General features: G+C 69.6%; 17 protein-coding genes and 3 pseudogenes. 11 read left to right on the forward strand and 9 right to left on the reverse strand.

Translation table 11 applies throughout. The features are described from left to right. Positions 1-90: 90 nt before the first annotated feature. Positions 91-276: a hypothetical protein gene (locus tag OG361_RS40465; RefSeq protein ID WP_405861809.1), complete on the reverse strand. Its 186-nt coding sequence runs from the start codon at positions 274-276 to the stop codon at positions 91-93. 1,122 nt (positions 277-1,398) lie between these two features. Between OG361_RS40465 and OG361_RS40470 the strand changes: the two genes are divergently transcribed. The 3 genes from OG361_RS40470 to OG361_RS40480 all read left to right on the forward strand — a co-directional run bounded on the left by OG361_RS40470 (position 1,399) and on the right by OG361_RS40480 (position 3,044). Further along, entirely contained in the window at positions 1,399-1,968 is a 570-nt protein-coding gene (locus tag OG361_RS40470) for a DUF6434 domain-containing protein (protein ID WP_405861811.1), read from the forward strand. A 311-nt stretch (positions 1,969-2,279) separates the two neighbouring features. Further along, the gene (locus OG361_RS40475) at positions 2,280-2,783 is read left to right on the forward strand and encodes a hypothetical protein (RefSeq protein WP_405861812.1); all 504 of its coding nucleotides are present in this window, start codon (positions 2,280-2,282) and stop codon (positions 2,781-2,783) included. 117 nt (positions 2,784-2,900) lie between these two features. Continuing rightward, a complete protein-coding gene (locus OG361_RS40480) occupies positions 2,901-3,044 on the forward strand; it encodes a hypothetical protein (RefSeq protein WP_405861813.1) in 144 nt (47 codons plus the stop codon). A gap of 507 nt (positions 3,045-3,551) precedes the next feature. Here the strand turns inward: OG361_RS40480 and OG361_RS40485 are convergent. Then, on the reverse strand, positions 3,552-4,463 hold the full coding sequence (locus OG361_RS40485) for a LysR family transcriptional regulator (protein WP_405861814.1): 912 nt from the start codon (positions 4,461-4,463) through the stop codon (positions 3,552-3,554). A 146-nt stretch (positions 4,464-4,609) separates the two neighbouring features. On the opposite strand from OG361_RS40485, the gene OG361_RS40490 reads away from it, so the two are divergent. Then, positions 4,610-5,662 carry a YncE family protein gene (locus OG361_RS40490; protein ID WP_405861816.1) on the forward strand — a complete coding sequence of 351 codons (1,053 nt, stop codon included), beginning with the start codon at positions 4,610-4,612 and terminating at the stop codon, positions 5,660-5,662. A gap of 124 nt (positions 5,663-5,786) precedes the next feature. Beyond that, positions 5,787-5,965: pseudogene (locus OG361_RS40495) on the forward strand (DUF2238 domain-containing protein); the annotation flags it as partial. Positions 5,966-6,778: 813 nt separating this feature from the next. Here the strand turns inward: OG361_RS40495 and OG361_RS40500 are convergent. From OG361_RS40500 to OG361_RS40510, 3 genes are all read right to left on the reverse strand, one after another. Continuing rightward, a complete protein-coding gene (locus OG361_RS40500) occupies positions 6,779-6,997 on the reverse strand; it encodes a DUF6243 family protein (protein WP_405862694.1) in 219 nt (72 codons plus the stop codon). A 458-nt stretch (positions 6,998-7,455) separates the two neighbouring features. Beyond that, positions 7,456-8,364, reverse strand: a complete 909-nt coding sequence (locus tag OG361_RS40505; protein ID WP_405862696.1) for a serine hydrolase — start codon at positions 8,362-8,364, stop codon at positions 7,456-7,458. A 662-nt stretch (positions 8,365-9,026) separates the two neighbouring features. Then, positions 9,027-9,680, reverse strand: a complete 654-nt coding sequence (locus OG361_RS40510; RefSeq protein ID WP_405861818.1) for a sensor domain-containing protein — start codon at positions 9,678-9,680, stop codon at positions 9,027-9,029. Between the two features lie 599 nt (positions 9,681-10,279). On the opposite strand from OG361_RS40510, the gene OG361_RS40515 reads away from it, so the two are divergent. Further along, entirely contained in the window at positions 10,280-11,218 is a 939-nt protein-coding gene (locus OG361_RS40515; RefSeq protein ID WP_405861820.1) for a MerR family transcriptional regulator, read from the forward strand. A 74-nt stretch (positions 11,219-11,292) separates the two neighbouring features. Then, positions 11,293-11,859 (forward strand): GNAT family N-acetyltransferase, encoded by a 567-nt coding sequence (locus OG361_RS40520; RefSeq protein ID WP_405861822.1) that lies wholly within the window; start codon positions 11,293-11,295, stop codon positions 11,857-11,859. 35 nt (positions 11,860-11,894) lie between these two features. On the opposite strand, the gene OG361_RS40525 is transcribed toward OG361_RS40520, so the two are convergent. The 3 genes from OG361_RS40525 to OG361_RS40535 are packed head-to-tail and all read right to left on the reverse strand — an operon-like array spanning position 11,895 to position 14,975. Further along, on the reverse strand, positions 11,895-13,151 hold the full coding sequence (locus OG361_RS40525) for an IS256 family transposase (RefSeq protein ID WP_405861824.1): 1,257 nt from the start codon (positions 13,149-13,151) through the stop codon (positions 11,895-11,897). A gap of 60 nt (positions 13,152-13,211) precedes the next feature. Continuing rightward, a complete protein-coding gene (locus OG361_RS40530; RefSeq protein ID WP_405861826.1) occupies positions 13,212-14,558 on the reverse strand; it encodes a cell filamentation protein Fic in 1,347 nt (448 codons plus the stop codon). Positions 14,559-14,576: 18 nt separating this feature from the next. Further along, positions 14,577-14,975 carry a hypothetical protein gene (locus OG361_RS40535; protein ID WP_405861827.1) on the reverse strand — a complete coding sequence of 133 codons (399 nt, stop codon included), beginning with the start codon at positions 14,973-14,975 and terminating at the stop codon, positions 14,577-14,579. A 271-nt stretch (positions 14,976-15,246) separates the two neighbouring features. Here OG361_RS40535 and OG361_RS40540 point away from each other — a divergent pair, with 271 nt between their 5' ends. The 4 genes and pseudogenes from OG361_RS40540 to OG361_RS40555 all read left to right on the forward strand — a co-directional run bounded on the left by OG361_RS40540 (position 15,247) and on the right by OG361_RS40555 (position 17,287). Then, positions 15,247-15,708, forward strand: a complete 462-nt coding sequence (locus tag OG361_RS40540; RefSeq protein WP_405861828.1) for a hypothetical protein — start codon at positions 15,247-15,249, stop codon at positions 15,706-15,708. A gap of 33 nt (positions 15,709-15,741) precedes the next feature. Continuing rightward, positions 15,742-15,888: pseudogene (locus tag OG361_RS40545) on the forward strand (transposase); the annotation flags it as partial. Between the two features lie 154 nt (positions 15,889-16,042). After that, positions 16,043-16,153: pseudogene (locus tag OG361_RS40550) on the forward strand (IS5/IS1182 family transposase); the annotation flags it as partial. Between the two features lie 393 nt (positions 16,154-16,546). Further along, the gene (locus tag OG361_RS40555; RefSeq protein ID WP_405861830.1) at positions 16,547-17,287 is read left to right on the forward strand and encodes a hypothetical protein; all 741 of its coding nucleotides are present in this window, start codon (positions 16,547-16,549) and stop codon (positions 17,285-17,287) included. 528 nt (positions 17,288-17,815) lie between these two features. Here the strand turns inward: OG361_RS40555 and OG361_RS40560 are convergent. Next, complete coding sequence (locus tag OG361_RS40560) at positions 17,816-18,415, reverse strand: TIGR03086 family metal-binding protein (protein ID WP_405861832.1); 600 nt, start codon at positions 18,413-18,415, stop codon at positions 17,816-17,818. Positions 18,416-18,428 lie beyond the last annotated feature (13 nt).

Genomic DNA, 18,428 nt, shown 5'->3' on the forward strand with positions numbered 1-18,428 from the left:
CTCCGGCTCGGCGAGCGCTCGGCCGCCGAGCCCAGGTCCTGGGGGTGATGCGGTGTAACCGGTCGCCTCGCGGTCAGGCCGCGTATCGAGTCACGCCTCTCGGGGACCAGTGACGCCGATGGCGTTGTCGATCACCGCGCACACGGCCGTCAGGTCCCCGTCCTCGATCACTGTGCCCGGGTCGTTGGCGAGGGCTTTGGGGAGGCCTTGGACGCAGTGGACCATGGCGCAGAGCGCTACCCGCTGGTGCGCTGCGAGGGGGGCCATCTCTGCCATGCCGTAGATGAGGCCGTCCAGCCGCGCGCGGGCCGACTACGAGACGCCGCCGTGTCCGTGGTGGTCGATGTCGTCGCTCCGCCGGGTCCAGGCTGGTCATCGCCTCTTCGACGGCGTCGGCCAGCGGGCCGCTGATCCATGCCCCGGCCGGGAGCGGCAGGGTCCGGATCCAGTGCGCGGCCCGCTGGCCGGTGGCCGCCGCCGCGGCGAGTGCCTCGGCCTCTCCCTGCCACGCTCACGTTCCTCCGGCGCGGCGACCGGCTGCGGAGGTTCGGTGCGGAAGAGCAGGGGCGGTTCGTCGGAGGAGGGTGTCTCCGTCGGCTCGGCGGGGGTGGCGGTGGGCAGGTAGTGGAGTGTCATACCTCGTCAACGAGTTGCCGCCTGCGGGGAGTCGCCTGCCGTCGGTGGGCTGCCTCACACGCGCGGGGCCGTCGTCAGTGCCACCCGGTACAGGCCTTGAGGCGGTCGCCGGCGAGCGCGGCGCATCTGCGTACGAGGTAGCCCGGCCCGTCGTACTGCCAGCCTGTGGCCCTTCTGCCGCGATGCGGCGTGGGGGTTGTCCGTGCCGCCCTTCAGGACCCGCTTGAGGTACACCCGCTTTGCCGGCCCGCCGTGCTTCTTGACCTCCATCCACACGGCACCTCCATCCACACGGCGCCGCCCTCCTCCACAAAGCCTTCCGCCCGCGCGTGATCGCGGCCCCGCTTCTTCTGGATGTGCAGGTCAACCAGGGCCACGTTTCGCGCGGTGGCCGGTGTAGCACTCCCGGTCGCCCTCCCACCGCGACTCCGCCACGCACGGCCTGTCCGCCGCAGCTGACACCGCAGGCCCGACCGGAAGGGCCACCGCGGCCGCAGCAGCCAGGACCGTCAGACTCAAGATCTTGATTCGCATGCCCGGCCAACCTGCCGAACCTGATGCCGTCACGGGGCAGCACCGGGGATCACCCCACCGTGCGATGCATAACCGCCCGGGTGTCCGAAGAGAACGGATCCGCCCACCGCCCTGTAGACGACCGGCGCATCGCAGATGCCCCGCGTCGTATATGCCGGAGGTGGTTCGTGTACGCCGCCGATTCGTCTCGTCGAACGCTGGGCGTACCACCTCTCATATCATGGGGACATGAGTTCGAACGAGGGCGCTGAGACGCGACCGGAGCTGAGTGCGGCGTTGAGTGGGGACGAGTTGGCCCGCTGGTACTGGACGCTTGCCGAGCTGACCGTGCTCGCCCGGGAGCTTGGGGTGTCGCGGGGCGGTGGGAAGGCGGCGCTGACGGAGCGACTGCGGGCCGCATTGGACGGCGTCGCCCCGGCGGCCGCGCTGTCCCGGACGCGCAGCACCGGCCACCAGCTTGCCGCGCCGGTGAACGGCTCCACCGTGATTCCCGAGGGCCAGCGGTGCAGTCAGGTGCTGCGCGAGTACTTCCGCCGGGAGATCGGCCCGAGCTTCCACTTCGACGGGTACATGCGAGCGTTCGTTGCCGAAGGCGCAGGGCGCACCCTGGCCGACGCCATCGCCCACTGGCACGCCACGCGCCAGACCGCTGCCCAGCTTCAGGAGATCGGCGCGCAGTTCGAGCTCAACCGCTTCCTGCGTGACTGGCATGCCGAGCATCCAACTGGCAGCCGTACCGAAGCGCTCGCCGCTTGGCGGACTCACCGCGACCGACCTCGTAGCCCGGCCGCGAGGTGACCGGCCCAGACGGCACGGGCGCGGCGTCGACCTCGACGACCGCACCCGCGTCCTTGCAGCGGCGGCGACGGCGGGCCCGCCGCGCGACCGGCCGAGTTGCCTACCTGCGGCGATCGCGTAGGACTCCATGTCTTCGAAGAGCTCCGACGGAACCCGGCCGATCCTGACGCAGGCGGCGCCAGTGCCTGATCCGCTTCATCGACGCCGAGCTGCAGCCCTACCTCGGACCTGCGGATCAGGAGGAGACCAAGCGCAGTCTGAAGGACCTCCGCGAGGAACTGGGCAACATCAACTCCTACGTTGAGAAGCGGATGAACCGGATCGCCGGCGAACTGCGCGAGAACGGCCCTGAGAGCACCACCATCGAGTGCCCCGCCTGCGAGCAGGTGACGCTGGTCCTGGACGAGGCTCCCCCAGTACCGCCGACCGGCGACGGCGCCTTCGCCACCTGCCGCTGCTGCTCCAGCTTCTTCGAGCTCGGCGCTCTGGCTACGCTCTGGCTCCCGTCGATCCGGCACGACCAGGGCAGGCCCTCGTACATCCACGTCTGCCCCTGGTGCGATGAACAGACCCTCAGCACCGACGTCCGGGTCCGCAGCGAGCCCGAGTCCGTCTACTTCTGCTTCGCCTGCTCCCACATCGTCAAGGAGATCGCGCCATGCGGCGGGTGCGGCAAGCCGATCGACGTCTCGGTCGAAGGTTCCGCGCCGCTGTGCCGCCCGTGTGAGGACGCGAGGGAGCCCGATCCCGAGCCGGAGTTCGAGCTGCCCTACGAGGGCCCGGCGGACTACGGATTCCCGGACGAACGGGAGTGACCGCAGCAGAGATCACCCGAAGCACCGGAGAAGGAGGCAGATCATGAGCCGGATCCGCCAGGCGTACCAGCTGGGCCGGCACCTGACGGAGGTCGCCGTCGTCCCCGTGGAGAAGTCGTGACGGCCACCTCTGAGACGGCTCCCCCGAGCGAGGTGGCCGGCCCGGCGGGGACCGTGTTCCTGCGCTACGGGAGCGCCGACGGCACTCCCGCGACGTGGGACATGAGCCTGCCCGATCGCGGTCTCGGAAGCAACGGCTGAGGCCCTGCCAGGTCGGGGCCGGCGCAGACTTCGCAGCAACGTACTGCGATGCGATGCGATGCTGCGGCGTCGGCGACGATGACGCACCCCGAGGTGGGTCAGTCGGCAGCGGCGTGGGGGACGCCGCCCCGGGCGAACTGCCGTTCAGGAGCGTGACGAGAGGCCCACCACGTCCCGACACACCCGCCGGAGTGACACGACCCGGAACCGGGGTCCTCACCTTGCCGCGACCGTACGGTTGCGCTATCGCCTTCTCAGGCCACGGCGTTCGTTCTCGTCGAGACCGGTCATGCGTGCGACCAAGGCCTCTCCGACGGGCGTGCGTTCCTGCACTCGGCCTGACGCGCGCTGGCCGGGGAAGCAGCCGGAGGGCTGCGCGACACGCAGTCCTGGGTGCCGAATGAGGGGCAGCCGAGAATCGTTGACGCAGCCCCTGACCCCGGGTGTGGGGTCGGGGCCGCGGATCGTCAGCGGTCCTGCCCGGGTGCCGGGTCGTGCCGGTGGGGATCAGCGCTCGGCGTCACCGAGTCCTGCCGGGGCGAGGACGGCGGCAGCCAGGTGCTCGCGGAACCAACTGTGACCCGGGTCGGTCGAGTTGCGGGGATGCCAAGCCATCCCCAGGTCCATCGGTGCCAGGTCGAGCGGGATGGCGAACGTCCGCAGTCCCATGGCGGTGACGGTGTCGGGGAGCCAGTCGGCCAGGCTGAGCGCGACGAGGTCGGTGTCCCGGGCGAGCATCATCGCGCTCGTGTGGCTGGGTACCACGATCGGGGTCCGGCGCCGTAGTCCGAGTTCTGCCAGCGCGTGATCGATGGGCCCGAGGCGCTTGCCGAGTCGGGAGATGCCGATGTGGTCGGCCGCGGCGAACCGACGGGCGTCGATCGGCCTGTCGAAGAGAGGATGATCCTGGCGGGCGATGCCGATAGGCGTCATCCGCGTGAGCTGGTGGGTTCGGATCTCCGGGTCCAGGTGCCCGAGGACGCCGAGTTCGACGTCCACCCAGCCCTGTCGCAGCCCGGGGCCGCCCTCGACCGCCTCGGACAGGAAGACGACGTCGACCAGTGGGGCCTCCGCGTGGATCCGCTCGGTCAGGTTCGCGGCCAGTCCCACCAGGAGCAGGTCGGCGGCCTGCACCGTGAACGTGCGCTGGAGACGTGCGGCGTCGAAACCGGGACCCGGCCGCAGGACGTTGTCGCAGCCGCGCAGCAACGCGGCCACCTCTTCCCGGAGTTCCAGGGCGCGCGGGGTCGGGACCATCCCCTGGCCGGCCCGGACGAGCAGCGGGTCGCCGACCGCACGGCGGAGCCGGGCCAGGGTGCGGCTCACTGCCGCGGGCGAGGTACCAAGGCGTTCCGCTGCTCGGGTCACGCTGTTGTCCTGGAGCAAGGCGTCCAGGACGCGCAGCAGGTTGAGATCCATCAATGGCTCCTGAACTGCAATTTTGCATCTGAGGCAATGATTGGATGCTCATCTTTGCATTGATGTGGCGCTCTGTGGCACGGAGAGTGGAGACGCCCGCGGAAACGCGTGGCATCCCTCCCTCCGCCCCATCTCAAGGAGTCGCTGTGCGCCAGTCCCCCCGTACCGGTCGGCAAGGCGATGTCCTGGCCGTCGTCAGCCAGAGCGGGCCGACCGTCTCGTTCTTCGACGCCGCGTCCGACCGCCATCTCGGCCACGTGCAGGTCCCGGCCGAGCCCCACGAGTTGTGCTTCGACGCGACGCGCCGGCTCCTGTGGTGCACTCTGACGTACCGCTCGGGCTACTACCACGCGAACGGCGGCCGACGCACCGACCTGGCCGTCATCGACCCCGACACCCGCCAGATCGTCGAGATCGTCGACATCGGCCCGGAACACGGGCCGCACGGCCTGGCGCTGGACCCGGCGCGCGGCCGGATCTACGTCAGCGTGGAGGGCGCCGCGAACCGGCCTGGCGGTGTCGTGGTGATCGACATGGCGACCCGCCGGCCTGTGGGCAGGATCGACACCGACGCGCCCGGCCCGCACTGGTTCGCCATCGACCCGGCGGGCAGGACAGGGTACGCCACCAACAAGGAGGCGCCGTTCGTGTCGGTCGTCGACCTCGAACGGGGCGTCCTCACCTCGAAGGTCGAGGTACCGGGCAGTGAGGGCCTCGCCGTCTCCGCCGACGGCACTCATGCCTTCGTCGCCGCGCCCTACGGCGACTTCTCCGCCGCCGCGGAAGGGCGGCCGACCACGGGAATCCGGATCATCGACGCCGGCACCGCGTCCGTCGTCGACACCCTGCCCACGGAAGACATCGTCCTGCCGGTGCATCTGACTTCGACGGGGAAGCTGCTCGCGGGCGAAGTACGCATGTCACCCGATCCGGGGTCGCGACTCGGACGCCACGCACCGGGCCGCCTCACCGTGTTCGCTGCCGACACCCGCAAGCACATGGGTGAACTCGCGGTCGGGCTCTTCCCATTGACCATCACCTCGTCTCCCGACGGCCGACTCGCCTATGTGGCCTGCGCCATCTCCTCCACCGTCGATGTCGTCGACCTGGAGACGCTGGATCGCCTGGCCCGGCTGGACATCGCCAAGCTCGGCGAGGCCGGCGCGCACGGCCTGGCGTACCTCCCGCGCCCGGCCTGATAGCCGTGCGGGGCGGAAGCGGACGTCCTCGCCTTCCGCCCCGGCCGCGCGGCCAGGGCAATGATGTACTCGGCCACCCGACGTGTGACCGTACGTGCTCGCCGTTGCCGTGACACTCGTGGCGTACACCCACGCGGAGGCACCGATCGGCGAGTGGGCGCGCGGCTGGTTCGGCCTGGAGCGCAACCCCCACGACCGCTTCGGTTACCTCGTGCAGGGCTTCGTTCCGGCGATTCCGGTGCGGAACTCCTCCTCCGTACCTCGCCGTTGCGCGGCAGTCGCCGGCTCGTCCCGCTGACCGTCTGAGCCTGCCTCCCTGTGGCGGACAGTGATGCTTGGGGGTCGTCTCCCCTCCGCTGCTGGACCTCGCCTTGTGACTGCGAGCGCCGCCGCCGGCCTCGGCACCCTGGACCCGACCGCCCTCTCCTCCGGCTACGCCCTCCAGCTCGTCCTCGGCCCGCTCGACTCGCTGGTCGCGGGCCATGCGCCTGGCCCGCGACCACGAGTACGCCGTCCTCCTGCGCATGGTCCAGCGGCTCCAGCAGTCCGGCCACCCCGAAGGGTGGCCCGCGGGGGAGTCCCTGCCTGCCCGCTTCATGTGGGGGCCGCACACGCCCACCGATCGCCCCGCCGTCCTGGACGAGGTGGTCAAGGGAGTCGGCGCGGGAGTCCTGTCGGTGGAGACCGGAGCCCAGGGCAGCCCGCGGGTCAGTGATAGTTCCGTCCCTCGACAGTGGTGGCGGCCCGTTGCTCCCCTGCCATACTCCTGGCTCCTCGTCGTAGTGGTACGTGGCGCTGTTCGGATCGGTCTTCACGAGGACGCCTGCGGCGGCCGTGTTGAACGCTGCTGTACCGCGTTTGCCCAGGGGGAACCCGAAGCATGGGGTGGCACCGGGTTGGGCCCGCGGCACTTCGTGAAGCTCGTTGCAGCGCTGCGGCGTGACGGCGCTGATGGTGTGGGCGCGGTCGGCCCTGGGGCTGCCGCTGGAGTACCGGGTACTGCTGCGCTGGCGGTGATGAGCGGTTTCGGCTGCGCCCGGTGCGGCAGCAGGGCCCGGACCGCGCGTCGCGGTCCGGGCCCTGCCTTGTGCCGTGCCGCCTTGCGGCGGCGGTGCGTCAGTTCTGTGCGGTGTTGTCGCCCGCCGGCTCGGCGCCCTGGGCTGCGCCTGCCTTCTCGCGCATCTTGCGCACCAGCTCCGCCTTCCGATCAGCTGCACCCTGGCGGTCGAGGTTGCGGTGCGGACCGTTGTTCTGCCGTTCGCCGCGGGACAGCTTCTTGCGCTGGCCGCCGCCCTGGCCGGCGAGGGCGAGTTGCCCGGAGTCCAACAGTCGCATGATGGTGGCGGCGTTCACCGGGACCATCGGTGAGGCCACGCTCGTCGCCATGCGGGGCAGTCCTCTGCGGTGGCGCCGTTGCTGGCCGTGGGCGGGTTCGTCGTCGAGCGATCTATCGAAGAGCAGGTTGTCGTGTTGGTCGAAGGCCTCGAGCTGGATGTGCTTGGGGACGGAGTCCGCCGGGTCGTCCGAGTACCCAAGACAGAGGTTGTAGGTGACGACCTTCCCGCTCTTCACGGCGTCGTAGACGACGCCTTCCCAGTGCCGTATATCCGGGCTGTTGGTGGGGGTCTGCGTGATCGTGAAGAGGTTGTCGAGCGTGTCCCCTGAGCAGCCGAGGCGATTGACGAGCATGTGTCCTCGTGCCTGGTTGTAGTCACCGCCAAGGAAGCCCGGCGGGAGCAGGGACTGCTTGGCCCCGGTGCGTTCATCAAGCATGTCCCGCGTGATGACGGCGCTCATCTGGTAGGAGCGGCCGTGCTGATCCCGGGTGAAGGTGACTCTGCCTGGGGCACCGCGATGTACGCCTCCTTGGGCGTGGTGGTCGGCGTGTAACGGGACGCGGCGGGAGCGGTCGGGAACAGATCCTGGTGGATCACCTTGGCCACGGCCTGGATCGTGTTCACGCCGTAGCTCATCGTGCTGTTGCCATCGGTGAGCACGGAGATGGTGTAGTCGTGGCCGCCGCCCTGGAACGTGCCGACGCTGTGCACGCGCCAGCCGCGCGTGGCGCGCTGCAGCCAGCCGTTCTTGACGTGCTTGGACACGGAGGAGGGCGCGCCGGCCGGCGTCCCCCACCTCTGCGAGGTGACGACGTTGCCCATGAGCTTGAGGATGTAGGCGCGGGAGTTGTCGCTCAGGACGGTGTTCCTGGCGGTGATCAGCGAGAGCAGCCGCTGCTCGTCGGTGACGTTGATCTGGGTGAGCCCCCAGTAGCCGCCGGACCCGGGCACCGTCCGCGTCATGCCTGCCGCCGCCAGGAAACCCTTCACCTTGGTGACGCCGAGCTGGTTCCACAGGGAGGTGGTGGCCGCGTTGTCAGACTTGGTGATCATGGCGGTGGCGAGGTTGGTCTCGCGTGAGGTCAGATACCGATTGGTCTTCTTGGCGTCCCACAGGAGCGTGGCGAGGACGGTCACCTTCACGACGCTGGCCGAGTCGTACGAGGACGTGGCGCGCAGGGTGCAGGTGGTGTTCGTGGTGCGGTCGCGCAGGCCGACGGCGACGGTTCCGGTGCGCGTGGCGAGGGCGGCGGCGATGTCCCTCTGAAGCTTGGCGGCGAGCCCGGCCTTGCCCGACGTGCAGCTGACCTGCGGCGCGGTAGCGGCGGAAGCCGGCGCCGCGCCCGCGACGACGGGCACGAGCATCCCGGCGGCGGCCACGGCCGGAAGGACGCGGGCATGCAGGAATATGTGGTGAATCATGTGGGTCCCCCGGGAAACGAGACGAACACGCCTTCGGCGTACTCGCCTTACATGACTACTGAGCGTGCGGATGGTTGTACGAATCCAGCGACGGATGGCTGCGGCATTCCGGAGCACCAGGTCACCCGCTATATGGATCTCTTCGCACCAGCAGAACCGCAGGGGTGTCCGGATTGCCGGCAGCGGGCCGAAGCGGCTCCGGCAGAGCCGTACGCTCAAGAGCGACTTCACGACAGGCTCCAGGCCGCCGACCCGGGACAGGCCCGTGACGAGCTCCTCCAGGGGTAGGCGGGCCGCTGTTTGCGCCATTGCTCAAGCCCAGTCGGGTTCGCGATCCGTGCCCATGCGAGGTCGCCCATGCCAGCCCGGGGCGGTCACGACGGTTCCATCCGATGTCGCTGACGCGGGTTCCCCTGCCGTATTGCGGGCTGCTGGTGTTGGCCTGTCCGAGTGGTGTGCCGAGGCGCGATCGTAGTCACCGGACGTCCCGAACGACCTGGGTGAAGCGGCGAGATGAAGCACGATGGTTGTCATCGGATTGGCGGGCTACTTGGCACCAGCAGCACACAGATCTGGGTATGGAGCAGGGCGCGGCCGGCTCATGGCTACGCGGCCCGGTCGGTCAGCAGGGCGATGGCGAACCGGGTCTGCAATGCGGCCAGCCTGCGGACTACCGGGGCCGCGGTGGCCAGTAGGAGCACCCCGATGGCGGTGTTGAAGCCGATGTCGGCGGCCTGCGAGGAGGTGTCGAATATCAGCTCGGCTAGGCCCTGGTTGTCCTGTCCCCGAGGCAGGGACCACGCCCAGGTGGCGTAGAGCAGCTCGCCGATGCCGCCGAGGGTCCATGTCAGTGCCACGCTGAAGGTGATGATCTGGAGCGGGAAGGCGACGACCAGATGGACGAGGTCGCGCCAGGATCGTGGATCGCGTACCGCGCGCAGTGTTCCCGCCCATCCCGTGCCGGACGGCCGCGGGCGGTGCGACGGCAACGGGCGGCCGGTGACGGCCATGACGCGCCGGCGTTCCAGGTTGGCCAGGGCCCGGGCCGCTCGCAGTGTTCCGGCCAGGATGGGCAGCCCGACCCAGACCACGAGGGTGGACACTCCGAGGGCGGCTCCGGTCACCGCGACAGTGAACGCCGCCAGCCCGAGCGGTAGTCCGGACAGCAGGTAACCCAGCTCGCAGCGGAACCGGCGGGCACCCGGCTCGGGTGCGGTGGGCGCCTGCGGCACAGTGCGGAGTGAGGCGGTCTCAGTCATGGGAGTACGCTCGCGGATGCACGATGCCGCAGCGAGCCTGCTACCCGGCCACCGGAGGGTAGGGCTTACCCCACCCCTCAAAGTCGGGGTGTCGGGTTCGTCCACGGGACACCGAGTGTCGATCGCCCCACCCCTTCCTGGTCCTGGTGACAACATGCCTGCCTGGGTGACACTCATCGCCTTTCGGCACAGTGGATGCGGGCCTTCGTTGTCAGCGCCAGTCCAGAGTGTCGGCCGCGCCCCACTCGGGCTCGCGTGCCATGCCCCACTCAAGGGCGTCCAAGCCCCATCCGATGTCCTTCACGCGGGTCCCCTCCCGGATCGCGGGCTGCTGGGGCTGACCCGTCCGAGTGACCGTTGTGACTGAGCGCGATAGTTGGCGGCCTTCGCCAACTGAGGCGTTCACCTTGATGCCGAGCTGGTCGAGTCGGCGGCGCGGCGCCGGGTCTCCGCAAGATGGATGTTGATGTAGCCGACGAGGTTGAGCGGGTCCTGGGGATTGTCGGAGGAATTGTCAAGACTTGTGGATGAGGAGTGGTTGGCTGCTGGCAGGCATAGGGGCTTGAGTCTCCAGTAGGGGGAGACGCAAAGGTGAGGGCATGGACGGCGACACGCTCTACTCGATCGGCGAGCTCGCTCGGCGGACCGGTCTCACGGTCAAGACCATTCGGTTCTACTCCGATCGTGGAATCGTGGCGCCGACGGACCGCAGCCCGGCCGGCTACCGCCTCTACAACATCGACGCCGTCGCACGCCTGGACCTCGTGCGGACCCTGCGCGAGTTGGGACTGGACCTTCCCACGATCCGCAAGGTCGTGGACCGCGAGCTCTCGCTTCCCGAGGTCGCCGCGGCGCACGCCGAAGCACTGGCAGTGCAGATCCGCGTCCTGCGTTTGCGGCGCGCGGTGCTGATGGCGGTGGCCGAGCGCGGGTCCACACCTGAGGAGACGGAACTCATGCACCGGTTGGCCCAGCTCTCCGAGGACGAACGCCGACGTCTGATCGGCGATTTCCTCGACGTCGTTTTCGGCGGTCTTGACGCCGCCCCCGCATTCGCGGGGGTCATGCGCTCGATGACCCCCGAGTTGCCTGACAACCCGGAGGCGGAGCAGGTCCAGGCGTGGGTGGAGTTGGCTGAAATGTCCCTGGACCCGGACTTCCGCGCCGTCGTGCGGCGGATGGCCGAGGACCAGGCAGCCGAGCAGGCCCGAAGCGACACGATGGGCCCGCGCCGCGACATTGCCGCAGCCGTCCGTGACCAGGCCGGCCCGGCCCTGACCGCCGGCATCGACCCGGCCTCGCCCCAGGCCGATCCGATCGTCGCGGCGTTCACGGCGCACTACGCGCACCTCCTCGGCCGCCCCGACGACGTCGAGCTCCGCCGCCGGCTGGCGACTCGGCTGGAGAGCGTGAACGATCCCCGCAGGGAGCGATACCTCCAGCTCCTCGCAGTGGTCAACGGCTGGCCGGCCCCGGAGAGTCTGGCGCCGGTGTTCGACTGGTCCGTCCAGGCTCTGCGTGTCCGGACACAGCAATGACGGGGCGGTCGCAAGGCGGCATGGGCCGGACGCGGCTGGCGTCGGGTGAAAGCGCCGCCGCATATGATCGGTTGGTGAATGCCCCCGTCGTACTTCAGGTGGCCGCGTCGCCGGTCTCTCCCGCTCTCGTTCTTCGTCCCTGGCGCATGGAGGACGTTGCCGCATTGGTCGAGGTGAGCCGGGATCCCGCATTGCGCCGGTGGGCGAGCTCTGTCGTGGACAACGATGCTGACGGGGCACGGTGGGTGCAGGCCCAGCAGCGGGGCTGGGCAGCGGGGGGCCGGTTCGGATTTGCCGTCCTTGAGGCACAACCCGGTTCAGTTCGCGCACAGTTGGTGGGCAACGTGGTCCTCAAGGAAGCCATCTCCGGCAAACCGGCGGCCGAGGTGGGCTACTGGACCGCGGCGCACGCTCGCGGGCGGGGAGTGGCCTCCCGCGCTCTGGAGGCACTCACCAGCTGGGCCTTCGACACCTTCGAGAGCGACGGGCTGGAGCGTCTCGAACTCCTGCACCAGGTGGACAACCTGGCATCGTGCCGGGTTGCGCAGAAGAGCCGGTACGACTTTGACAGCGTCCTGCCCGCGGCGCCGCCCTCCTTCCCCCGCGATGGCCACCTGCACGTACGGCGCACGAGTGCCTGAGATCCTCCCGGCTTCTGCGGATCGGCTGAGGCTGATCACGCCGCGAGGGTCTCGGGGCGTTCGACGAGGTGGCCGCGTTCGAACCGGGCCCCGGCACGGACCAGAGCGACGAGGTGGGGTGCGTTCACGGCCCGCCAGCGGGCCTGGGCGGACTCGACCAGCTTGAAGACCATGGCCAGCCCGGCGGCCCGGCTGCCAGCACCCTTCGTCACCTTGGTCCGCAGCCGCACGGTGGCGAACGTCGACTCGATGGGATTCGTGGTCCGCAGGTGGATCCAGTGCTCGGCGGGGAAGTCGTAGAACGCCAGCAGCTCGTCCTCATCGTCCGCGATCTTCTTGACCGCCTTGGGGTATTTCGCGTTGTACTGCCGGGTGAACGCGGTGACGGCTTTGCGGGCCTGCTCCTTGTCCTCGGCGTTGTAGATGTCCTGGATCGCGCGCTTGGCCGCGGGCTGGGCCGACTTCGGCAGGGAATCGAGAACATTTGCGGTTCTGTGAACCCAGCATCTTTGTTCGTGGGTGTCGGGGAACACCTCGGCCAGGGCCTTCCAGAAGCCGAGCGCGCCGTCCCCGACGGCCAGCACCGGGGCGCGCATGCCCCGGCGGGCACAGTCGCGTAGCAGGCCCGCCCACGCCTCCGTCGACTCGCGATAGCCATCGGCCAGCGCGATCAGCTCCTTGGTGCCATCCGCACGCACGTCCATCACCACCAGCACGGCGGCCTTGGCCTCCTCCAGGCGAATGCGCAGGTGAATGCCGTCGGCCCACACGTACACGTAGTCCGTGGCCGACAGATCGCGGTCCATGAAGGCGGCGTGGTCGGCCTGCCACTGGGCCGTCAGCCGCGTGACCGTGGCCGGCGAAAGCCCGGCCGAACTGCCGAGGAACTGCTCCAGCGCGGGCACGAAGTCCCCAGAAGACAACCCGTGCAGGTAGAGCAGCGGCAGCACCTCGCTGATCTTCGGGGACTTCCGGGCCCAAGGCGGCAGGATCGCCGAGGAGAACCGCATGCGTTCGCCCGTGTTGAGGTCGGTGCGCTTGTCGTTCACCCGCGGGGCCTTCACCTCCACGGTCCCGGCCGCGGTGGTGACCTTCCTTGGCTGGTGATAGCCGTTGCGCACTACCAGCCGCCGCCCGTTCTCGTCCCGCTGGTCGGCCAACTCGGCGATGTATGCGTTGACCTCGGCTTCCAGCGCGGCGGCCAGCATCCTGCGGGCGCCCTCCCGGACGATCTCGTCCAGCAGCGACGACCCGTCTCGCGTGGCGCCGTCTTCGTTGACTACGGTGAGCACGGACGTGCCTTCCCGACCGACGCCGCGAACGTCAGTCTTGCTCGGTGACCTATCGATCAATCACCCGGGAAGGTACGTCCTCCCGGGCCCGATCCACAGGATCTGAGCATTACTCGGATTGTCGGCCTCGAAGGTGATGCGGCGCAGGAGGCTGACTCCGTCGAGTGCGATGCCCTCGCGGGCGAGGATGAAGACGAGGGTGAGGAACGCGGACCGGGCGTTGCCATCGTCGAAGGGATGGAAGAAGCAGACGTCGAGATAGGCACGGGCGGCGCGGGCGGTCAGGCCGAGAGGTCGGCCGACGTCGGATGCGCCCTCGGCCAGGCACGTGTCGAGTCGGTCGCGTGTGTCCGGTCCGATGCCGTGGCGCTCCCGGCTTCCCTTGGCGAAGGCGGGCGAGTCGCGGAACCGTGGCGGCTGCGGGGTGCCCAGGAGGTGCTGCTGCCAGCTGCTGAGCAGCGCGAAGTCGAGCCGCGCTCCGCGTGCCGCGTCGGCTCGGAGCAGTTCTAGGGCGCTGAACAGGCCTTCGGCTCGGGCAGGGTCGATGGCGCCGTCGAAAGCCCGGATGTCCTCCGCCGCGCCGTCGCGAAGGGGCGCCACCGGTCCGTCCGTACCGTTGTCCGGGATCTCGTGCCACGGCACCGATTCGCGTACCGCGAGCCAGCGCTGCAAGTGGTCTTGAGCCGGCGTGTCTGCGCGGGTACGGCCGTCGGTCGGCTGCAGAGACTGCGCGAGCTGCTCCGCGACGTCGTCGACGACCACCGTGTCAGGGCCGGTCCAGCTGTGGAACCGTCCACCGATCGCCTCGTCGACCAGGCCCCGGGCCACGTCGGGCGCGACTCCCCAGCGATGGAGGAACCAGGTGAGCACTTGGCGGCAGTGGCCGTGCCAGCCGCTGCCACACCCGGTGCGGTCGACGACCTGCAGGATCAGGTTCCTCACCGCGCGCTCCCACAAGATCCGCTGATCCTCGATGTCGGTCAGGTCCAGGGGGTACGCCTCGAACCAGCCGGCGAGGTACTCCAGCCACTCGCGCCACTCACGCAGGGCCGCCTCGGCACGGGCCAGTGTCTCTTCCGGCGTCGTGATCGAGTCCCGCGGACAGCACCAGTTTCCTATCGGTCCACCGTCGAAATCCCCCTCGTCGTGCGACCAGCGCCACCCGACGGTCCACCTGCCGTAGTGCTGGACAAGGGCGTACGACATGGCGTCGGCCCAGGACTCGGCCTCGTCATGACTCCAGGTGCTCATCGCGGGGTCCCCGAAAGGGACGTCCGGGCGGATAGGTACACACCGGGCCGGGCCGAGCGAGCGCACCGTCTGCGCTACGGACGCGCCGTCGAAGGCTTGACGGGCGGGGTCCACGTCGTCCCAGGTCAGGAAGCGAGGAGCCAACTCAAAGATCACCGCGCAAGCCTGCCACGCTCACCCGGCGCCCCAAAGTAGTTTTCCTCGCTCAGGAGCGGTCCTGATCAAAGCCCTCAACCGCGCTGTCCGGGTTGGGGCGGACCGCGCCCAGGGGGCACCCCCTTCGGATGCCTTGGCCAGGCAAAATGGGCCGGTACTCGGCGATCGAGCAGAGGCAACTGAAGTACAGGGGTTCGTGAGGTCCGCGTCGTCGTACGTACCGACCGGGTCCTGCTCGTCGTCTTCCTCGTCGGGATCCGGGTCGCCGGCGGTCGTGAGGAGCTGATTCAGCTCCACGAGGTTCACGCGCTCGAGCCGGACAGCACCGCCACCCGGGCCGGACACCTCGACGGCGGCCGGGGCGTCGAGGCCGTTGAGCTTCGCTCGACGGTCCATGAGGCGCAGCACCGCGTCCACGGCCCGGATATCGATTCCCAGGTCGATGACTTCGCCTTGCCTGTCGAGGATGGGGCGCTGCTCCGTCGCTTGGGGCAGGACGGCGGCGGGGAGTTCGTCGAGGCGCTCGTTGTCCTGCTGCCGGTACCCCCCGACTCGGCGGCTTCCTCGGCACGGTTCACCTCAAGGGCGCGGACCAGGTCCTTGCGGGCGGAACCGGGCGAGGCGTAGCCGAGGCTGAGGATGCGGTCGTCGTCGAAGCGTACGCTGCGGCGACGTAGCCGCATCAGAGTTGGACGCGCTCGCGGCAGCCAAGGGGCGGGAGGTTGACGACGACATGTACTTCTCGGCGTCGGACTTCGTAGCCAAGGTCTGCGAGCGGCTGCCGGCCGAGGACGTGAGGGAGGAGTCGCGGCCGCAGTGGCTCGCGGAAGGGCTGTTCTTCTGGGACGACGGGAAGGAGGTTCTGCTGGCCGGGATCCCGATGCTGTGCCCGGAGTGGACGGATGAGGTGAAGGCGGCGGCGTCGGGTAGGTACGAGCGGTGGTTCAACGACGGCACATACATGGTGGCGGCGAAGCCGGCGGGGGAGTTCGGGAAGATCGCGCCGGGGACGTACTGGGTTGAGGGCTCGATGTCGGAGTGCTATTGGGAGCGGACTCGTGAGGACGGCGAGATCATCGACAACCGGTTCGCGACGTCGGCACGGAAGATCACGGTGACGATCGCGCCGTCCAACGGGGGCGCGGATTAAGCCGTTGCTTCCGGACCGGACACCGAAGCGGGGTGGCGGTGGCGGGACCACCGAGAGGTGATCGACGCCATCGCCGGGAACTTTCAGACCGGGGCACATTGGGTGCAGCTGCCGGAGAAGTACGGCAACTGGCGGGGCGTCTGCAGCCGCCTGCGGCTGTGGTCCGCCGATGGCACTTGGGAGCGGGTGTTCACCGAGCTTCTGGCCCAGGCGGACGCCGACGAGGAGCTGAACTGGGTCGTCTCGGTGGACTCTACGATCGTGCGGCCCATCAGCACACGGCCGGAGCCCGCAAAAGGGGGCCCCAGCCGGCGAACCGGACGACCACGCCATTGGCCGGTCCCGCGGTGGGCTGACCACGAAGATCTATCTCGCGGCCGACGACAACTGCCGGCCCCTGGGCTTCCACCTCACCGCCGGACAGGCCGGTGACGCACCCGCCTTTTCCGTGTCCGTGATCGTGCGGGCCTGGGGGTAGTTCTTCGTGGGTGGCCGTTGGTCGGCCTCGGGTCTGTTGTGCCCCTGTGGTTGCCCTTTCGGTCCTCACGGGGGCGGTGTTGAGCCCCTAGTGTCGGGCTTCGGGGCGGGACAGTGACCTGGAGGGCTGGCGAGTATGCATGAGGCAAGGATGCCCGCGGTGTCACCGGCGGCTGTAGCAGTACCGGGGAGGCAGGTGCAGGGCGCGGCCCCGATGCGTTCGGCCGGGCAGGTGCCGCACCCCGCCGTACTGGCCGGCCTCCAAGGGACGGTGGGCAACGCGGCTGTGACGCGTTGGGTGCAGTGCCAGGAGGATCCCGGGGCGAGGGAGGAGGCGCGGCGGTATGCCGCTGATCCCACCGTGCACGGCGAGTGGGGCACTTTCCGCGACACGATGGATCAGGCGGGCTTCCCCAAGACCGTCACGGACTCCGCCTGGCAGCTCATCCTCGGTGGCATCGCCGAACAGGGGCAGCTCAACGATGAGGCCATGGCGAAGTACGCCGGCCGCCAGGAACAGCGCGACCATCGCGCGTCGAACACCTGGTACCAAGAGCTCGTGCAGCTCATCGGCAACTACCTCGAGATCGACACGCCGACGCTGGCGCTCTGGTCGGGCGGCAGGCAGGTCAGCGACTACGCCCTTGCCAAGGGCCACACCCCCCTGGAGTCCACCCCCTTCGGGGCCGTGGTCGACAAGCTGACCCTGACCTCTGACTGGATGCTCAAGACGCCGATGTGGAACGTCCTGTCAAAGGCCTTCGTGAACCATGCCCGCGGCCCCGTCCACATCTTTCTGCGGGCATACAACCCCGACAGCGTCCTCATCGCGCAGGAGGTCCCGCAACTGCGCGTGGTCATGGCACTCAACCCGGCAGTGCGGCTCATCTGGCACCCGGTCTACGCCGCGGCCGACGGGAAGCTGATGGAGGTCACCAAGAGCCTTGAGCTGGCCTCCGACACGTCCTACCCCACCCGGGACGAGTGCGTGCAGGTCCTCTACGACTACCTCCGGCTCATCCACGACCCGGCCAACGCCCACTCCCAGCGCGCCCATGCGGAGATGAGCGCCCACCTCGCCGCCAACGGCAACCCGCAGTAGCGCTGCCTTCACCGGTCCCTGCGGCGCACGCGAACACTTTTGGCCGTCTGCCGGCAGGTGTGGGTGATGCCGTCGCGGGCGGTGTTCCGGTTGCAGGTGGTGATGCTGCCGACGGCGGCGGATCGGCCGGGTCGGGTACCGGTCAGGCCGCGGAGGTGGAGGGGCCGGCGGGATCTTTTGGTGAGAGTGGTGCGAGGCCGCGCCGCCGTACCAGGGTCGGGCGCGAGACCGGGCTGGTTGTCGACCACAGGGTCCGGGGCGACCGGTACCCCCCTGCGGGGTCCAGGGAGCAGCGGCGTCCCGCAGACGCAGTGGCCGCCGACGAACCTCTGGATAGGCACCTGCGGAAAGGCCCATCTTCCGGTCAGGTGCCCTGCGACAGGACACCTGGGCGGAGCTTCCAACTTGATGGTCCGCAAGACGGAGCGCAACGTCGCCGCCGGCCGCCGGGTCGTGGCGCCGTCCTGCCCGAACGTGCAGGGAGGGCGATCCCAGTCATGGGGCCGCCCTCCTTGTTTCGGATGCTGATTACGGCTTGCGTCCGCACCACGCCACGAGGCGGTCGATGGCCGGCGCGTCCGCGTCCACCGCGGCCCCGAACGGCGCACCGTCACGCGGCCCGGTGGGCAGCCCGCGCCTCATGGCGGCGTACGAAATCGCCACGAGCTCGGGCTCCCAGTCCGGGAGTTGGCCGGTCGCGGTGGCCATGTCCCAGGTGTGCACGGTGAATTCCGAGGTCCAAACGGCTGCGGCGGCAGCGCCCGGAAGGCTGCCGAACGGCAGGGTCAGCGTCCGGCCCAGGATCGCGGGTTCCGCCCACGCCGCCTCGACCTCACGCACCGCGGCGTCCCACGCCTCTTGCCATTCGGTGTCCGCGAGGTCGTCGGCGATCGTGGGGAGACTCATCACGTCGCCGCCGCGCCCGGCGAGGGCGATCCGGCGCAGGACGGCGACGAGGTGCCCGGCCAGCCGCCGGACGGTGAATTCGGTGCATGGCGTGGGCCCGTCGAACTGCTCGGGCCGGACTGCGGCGACGGTACGTCCGGCCAGCGCGATCGCCGTCCGCAGGTGCTGGCGAGGTCGCCGGTGGCGTCGGACCGCACGCCGCGACCTGGAGGCCCTGTCCACCGCGGGCATCCCC

This window comes from Streptomyces sp. NBC_00090 (assembly GCF_045160815.1).
Lineage (GTDB): Bacteria > Actinomycetota > Actinomycetes > Streptomycetales > Streptomycetaceae > Streptomyces.

What these genes read in the sequence shown, in the direction of transcription:
- OG361_RS40500 (WP_405862694.1), bottom strand. Translation starts at nt 6,997, where the DNA reads ATGCGACTGTTGGACTCCGGGCAACTCGCCCTCGCCGGCCAGGGCGGC.
- OG361_RS40485 (WP_405861814.1), bottom strand. Translation starts at nt 4,463, where the DNA reads ATGGATCTCAACCTGCTGCGCGTCCTGGACGCCTTGCTCCAGGACAAC.
- OG361_RS40505 (WP_405862696.1), bottom strand. Translation starts at nt 8,364, where the DNA reads ATGCTCGTGCCCGTCGTCGCGGGCGCGGCGCCGGCTTCCGCCGCTACC.
- OG361_RS40475 (WP_405861812.1), top strand. Translation starts at nt 2,280, where the DNA reads ATGAACCGGATCGCCGGCGAACTGCGCGAGAACGGCCCTGAGAGCACC.
- OG361_RS40470 (WP_405861811.1), top strand. Translation starts at nt 1,399, where the DNA reads ATGAGTTCGAACGAGGGCGCTGAGACGCGACCGGAGCTGAGTGCGGCG.
- OG361_RS40465 (WP_405861809.1), bottom strand. Translation starts at nt 276, where the DNA reads ATGGCAGAGATGGCCCCCCTCGCAGCGCACCAGCGGGTAGCGCTCTGC.
- OG361_RS40510 (WP_405861818.1), bottom strand. Translation starts at nt 9,680, where the DNA reads ATGACTGAGACCGCCTCACTCCGCACTGTGCCGCAGGCGCCCACCGCA.
- OG361_RS40515 (WP_405861820.1), top strand. Translation starts at nt 10,280, where the DNA reads ATGGACGGCGACACGCTCTACTCGATCGGCGAGCTCGCTCGGCGGACC.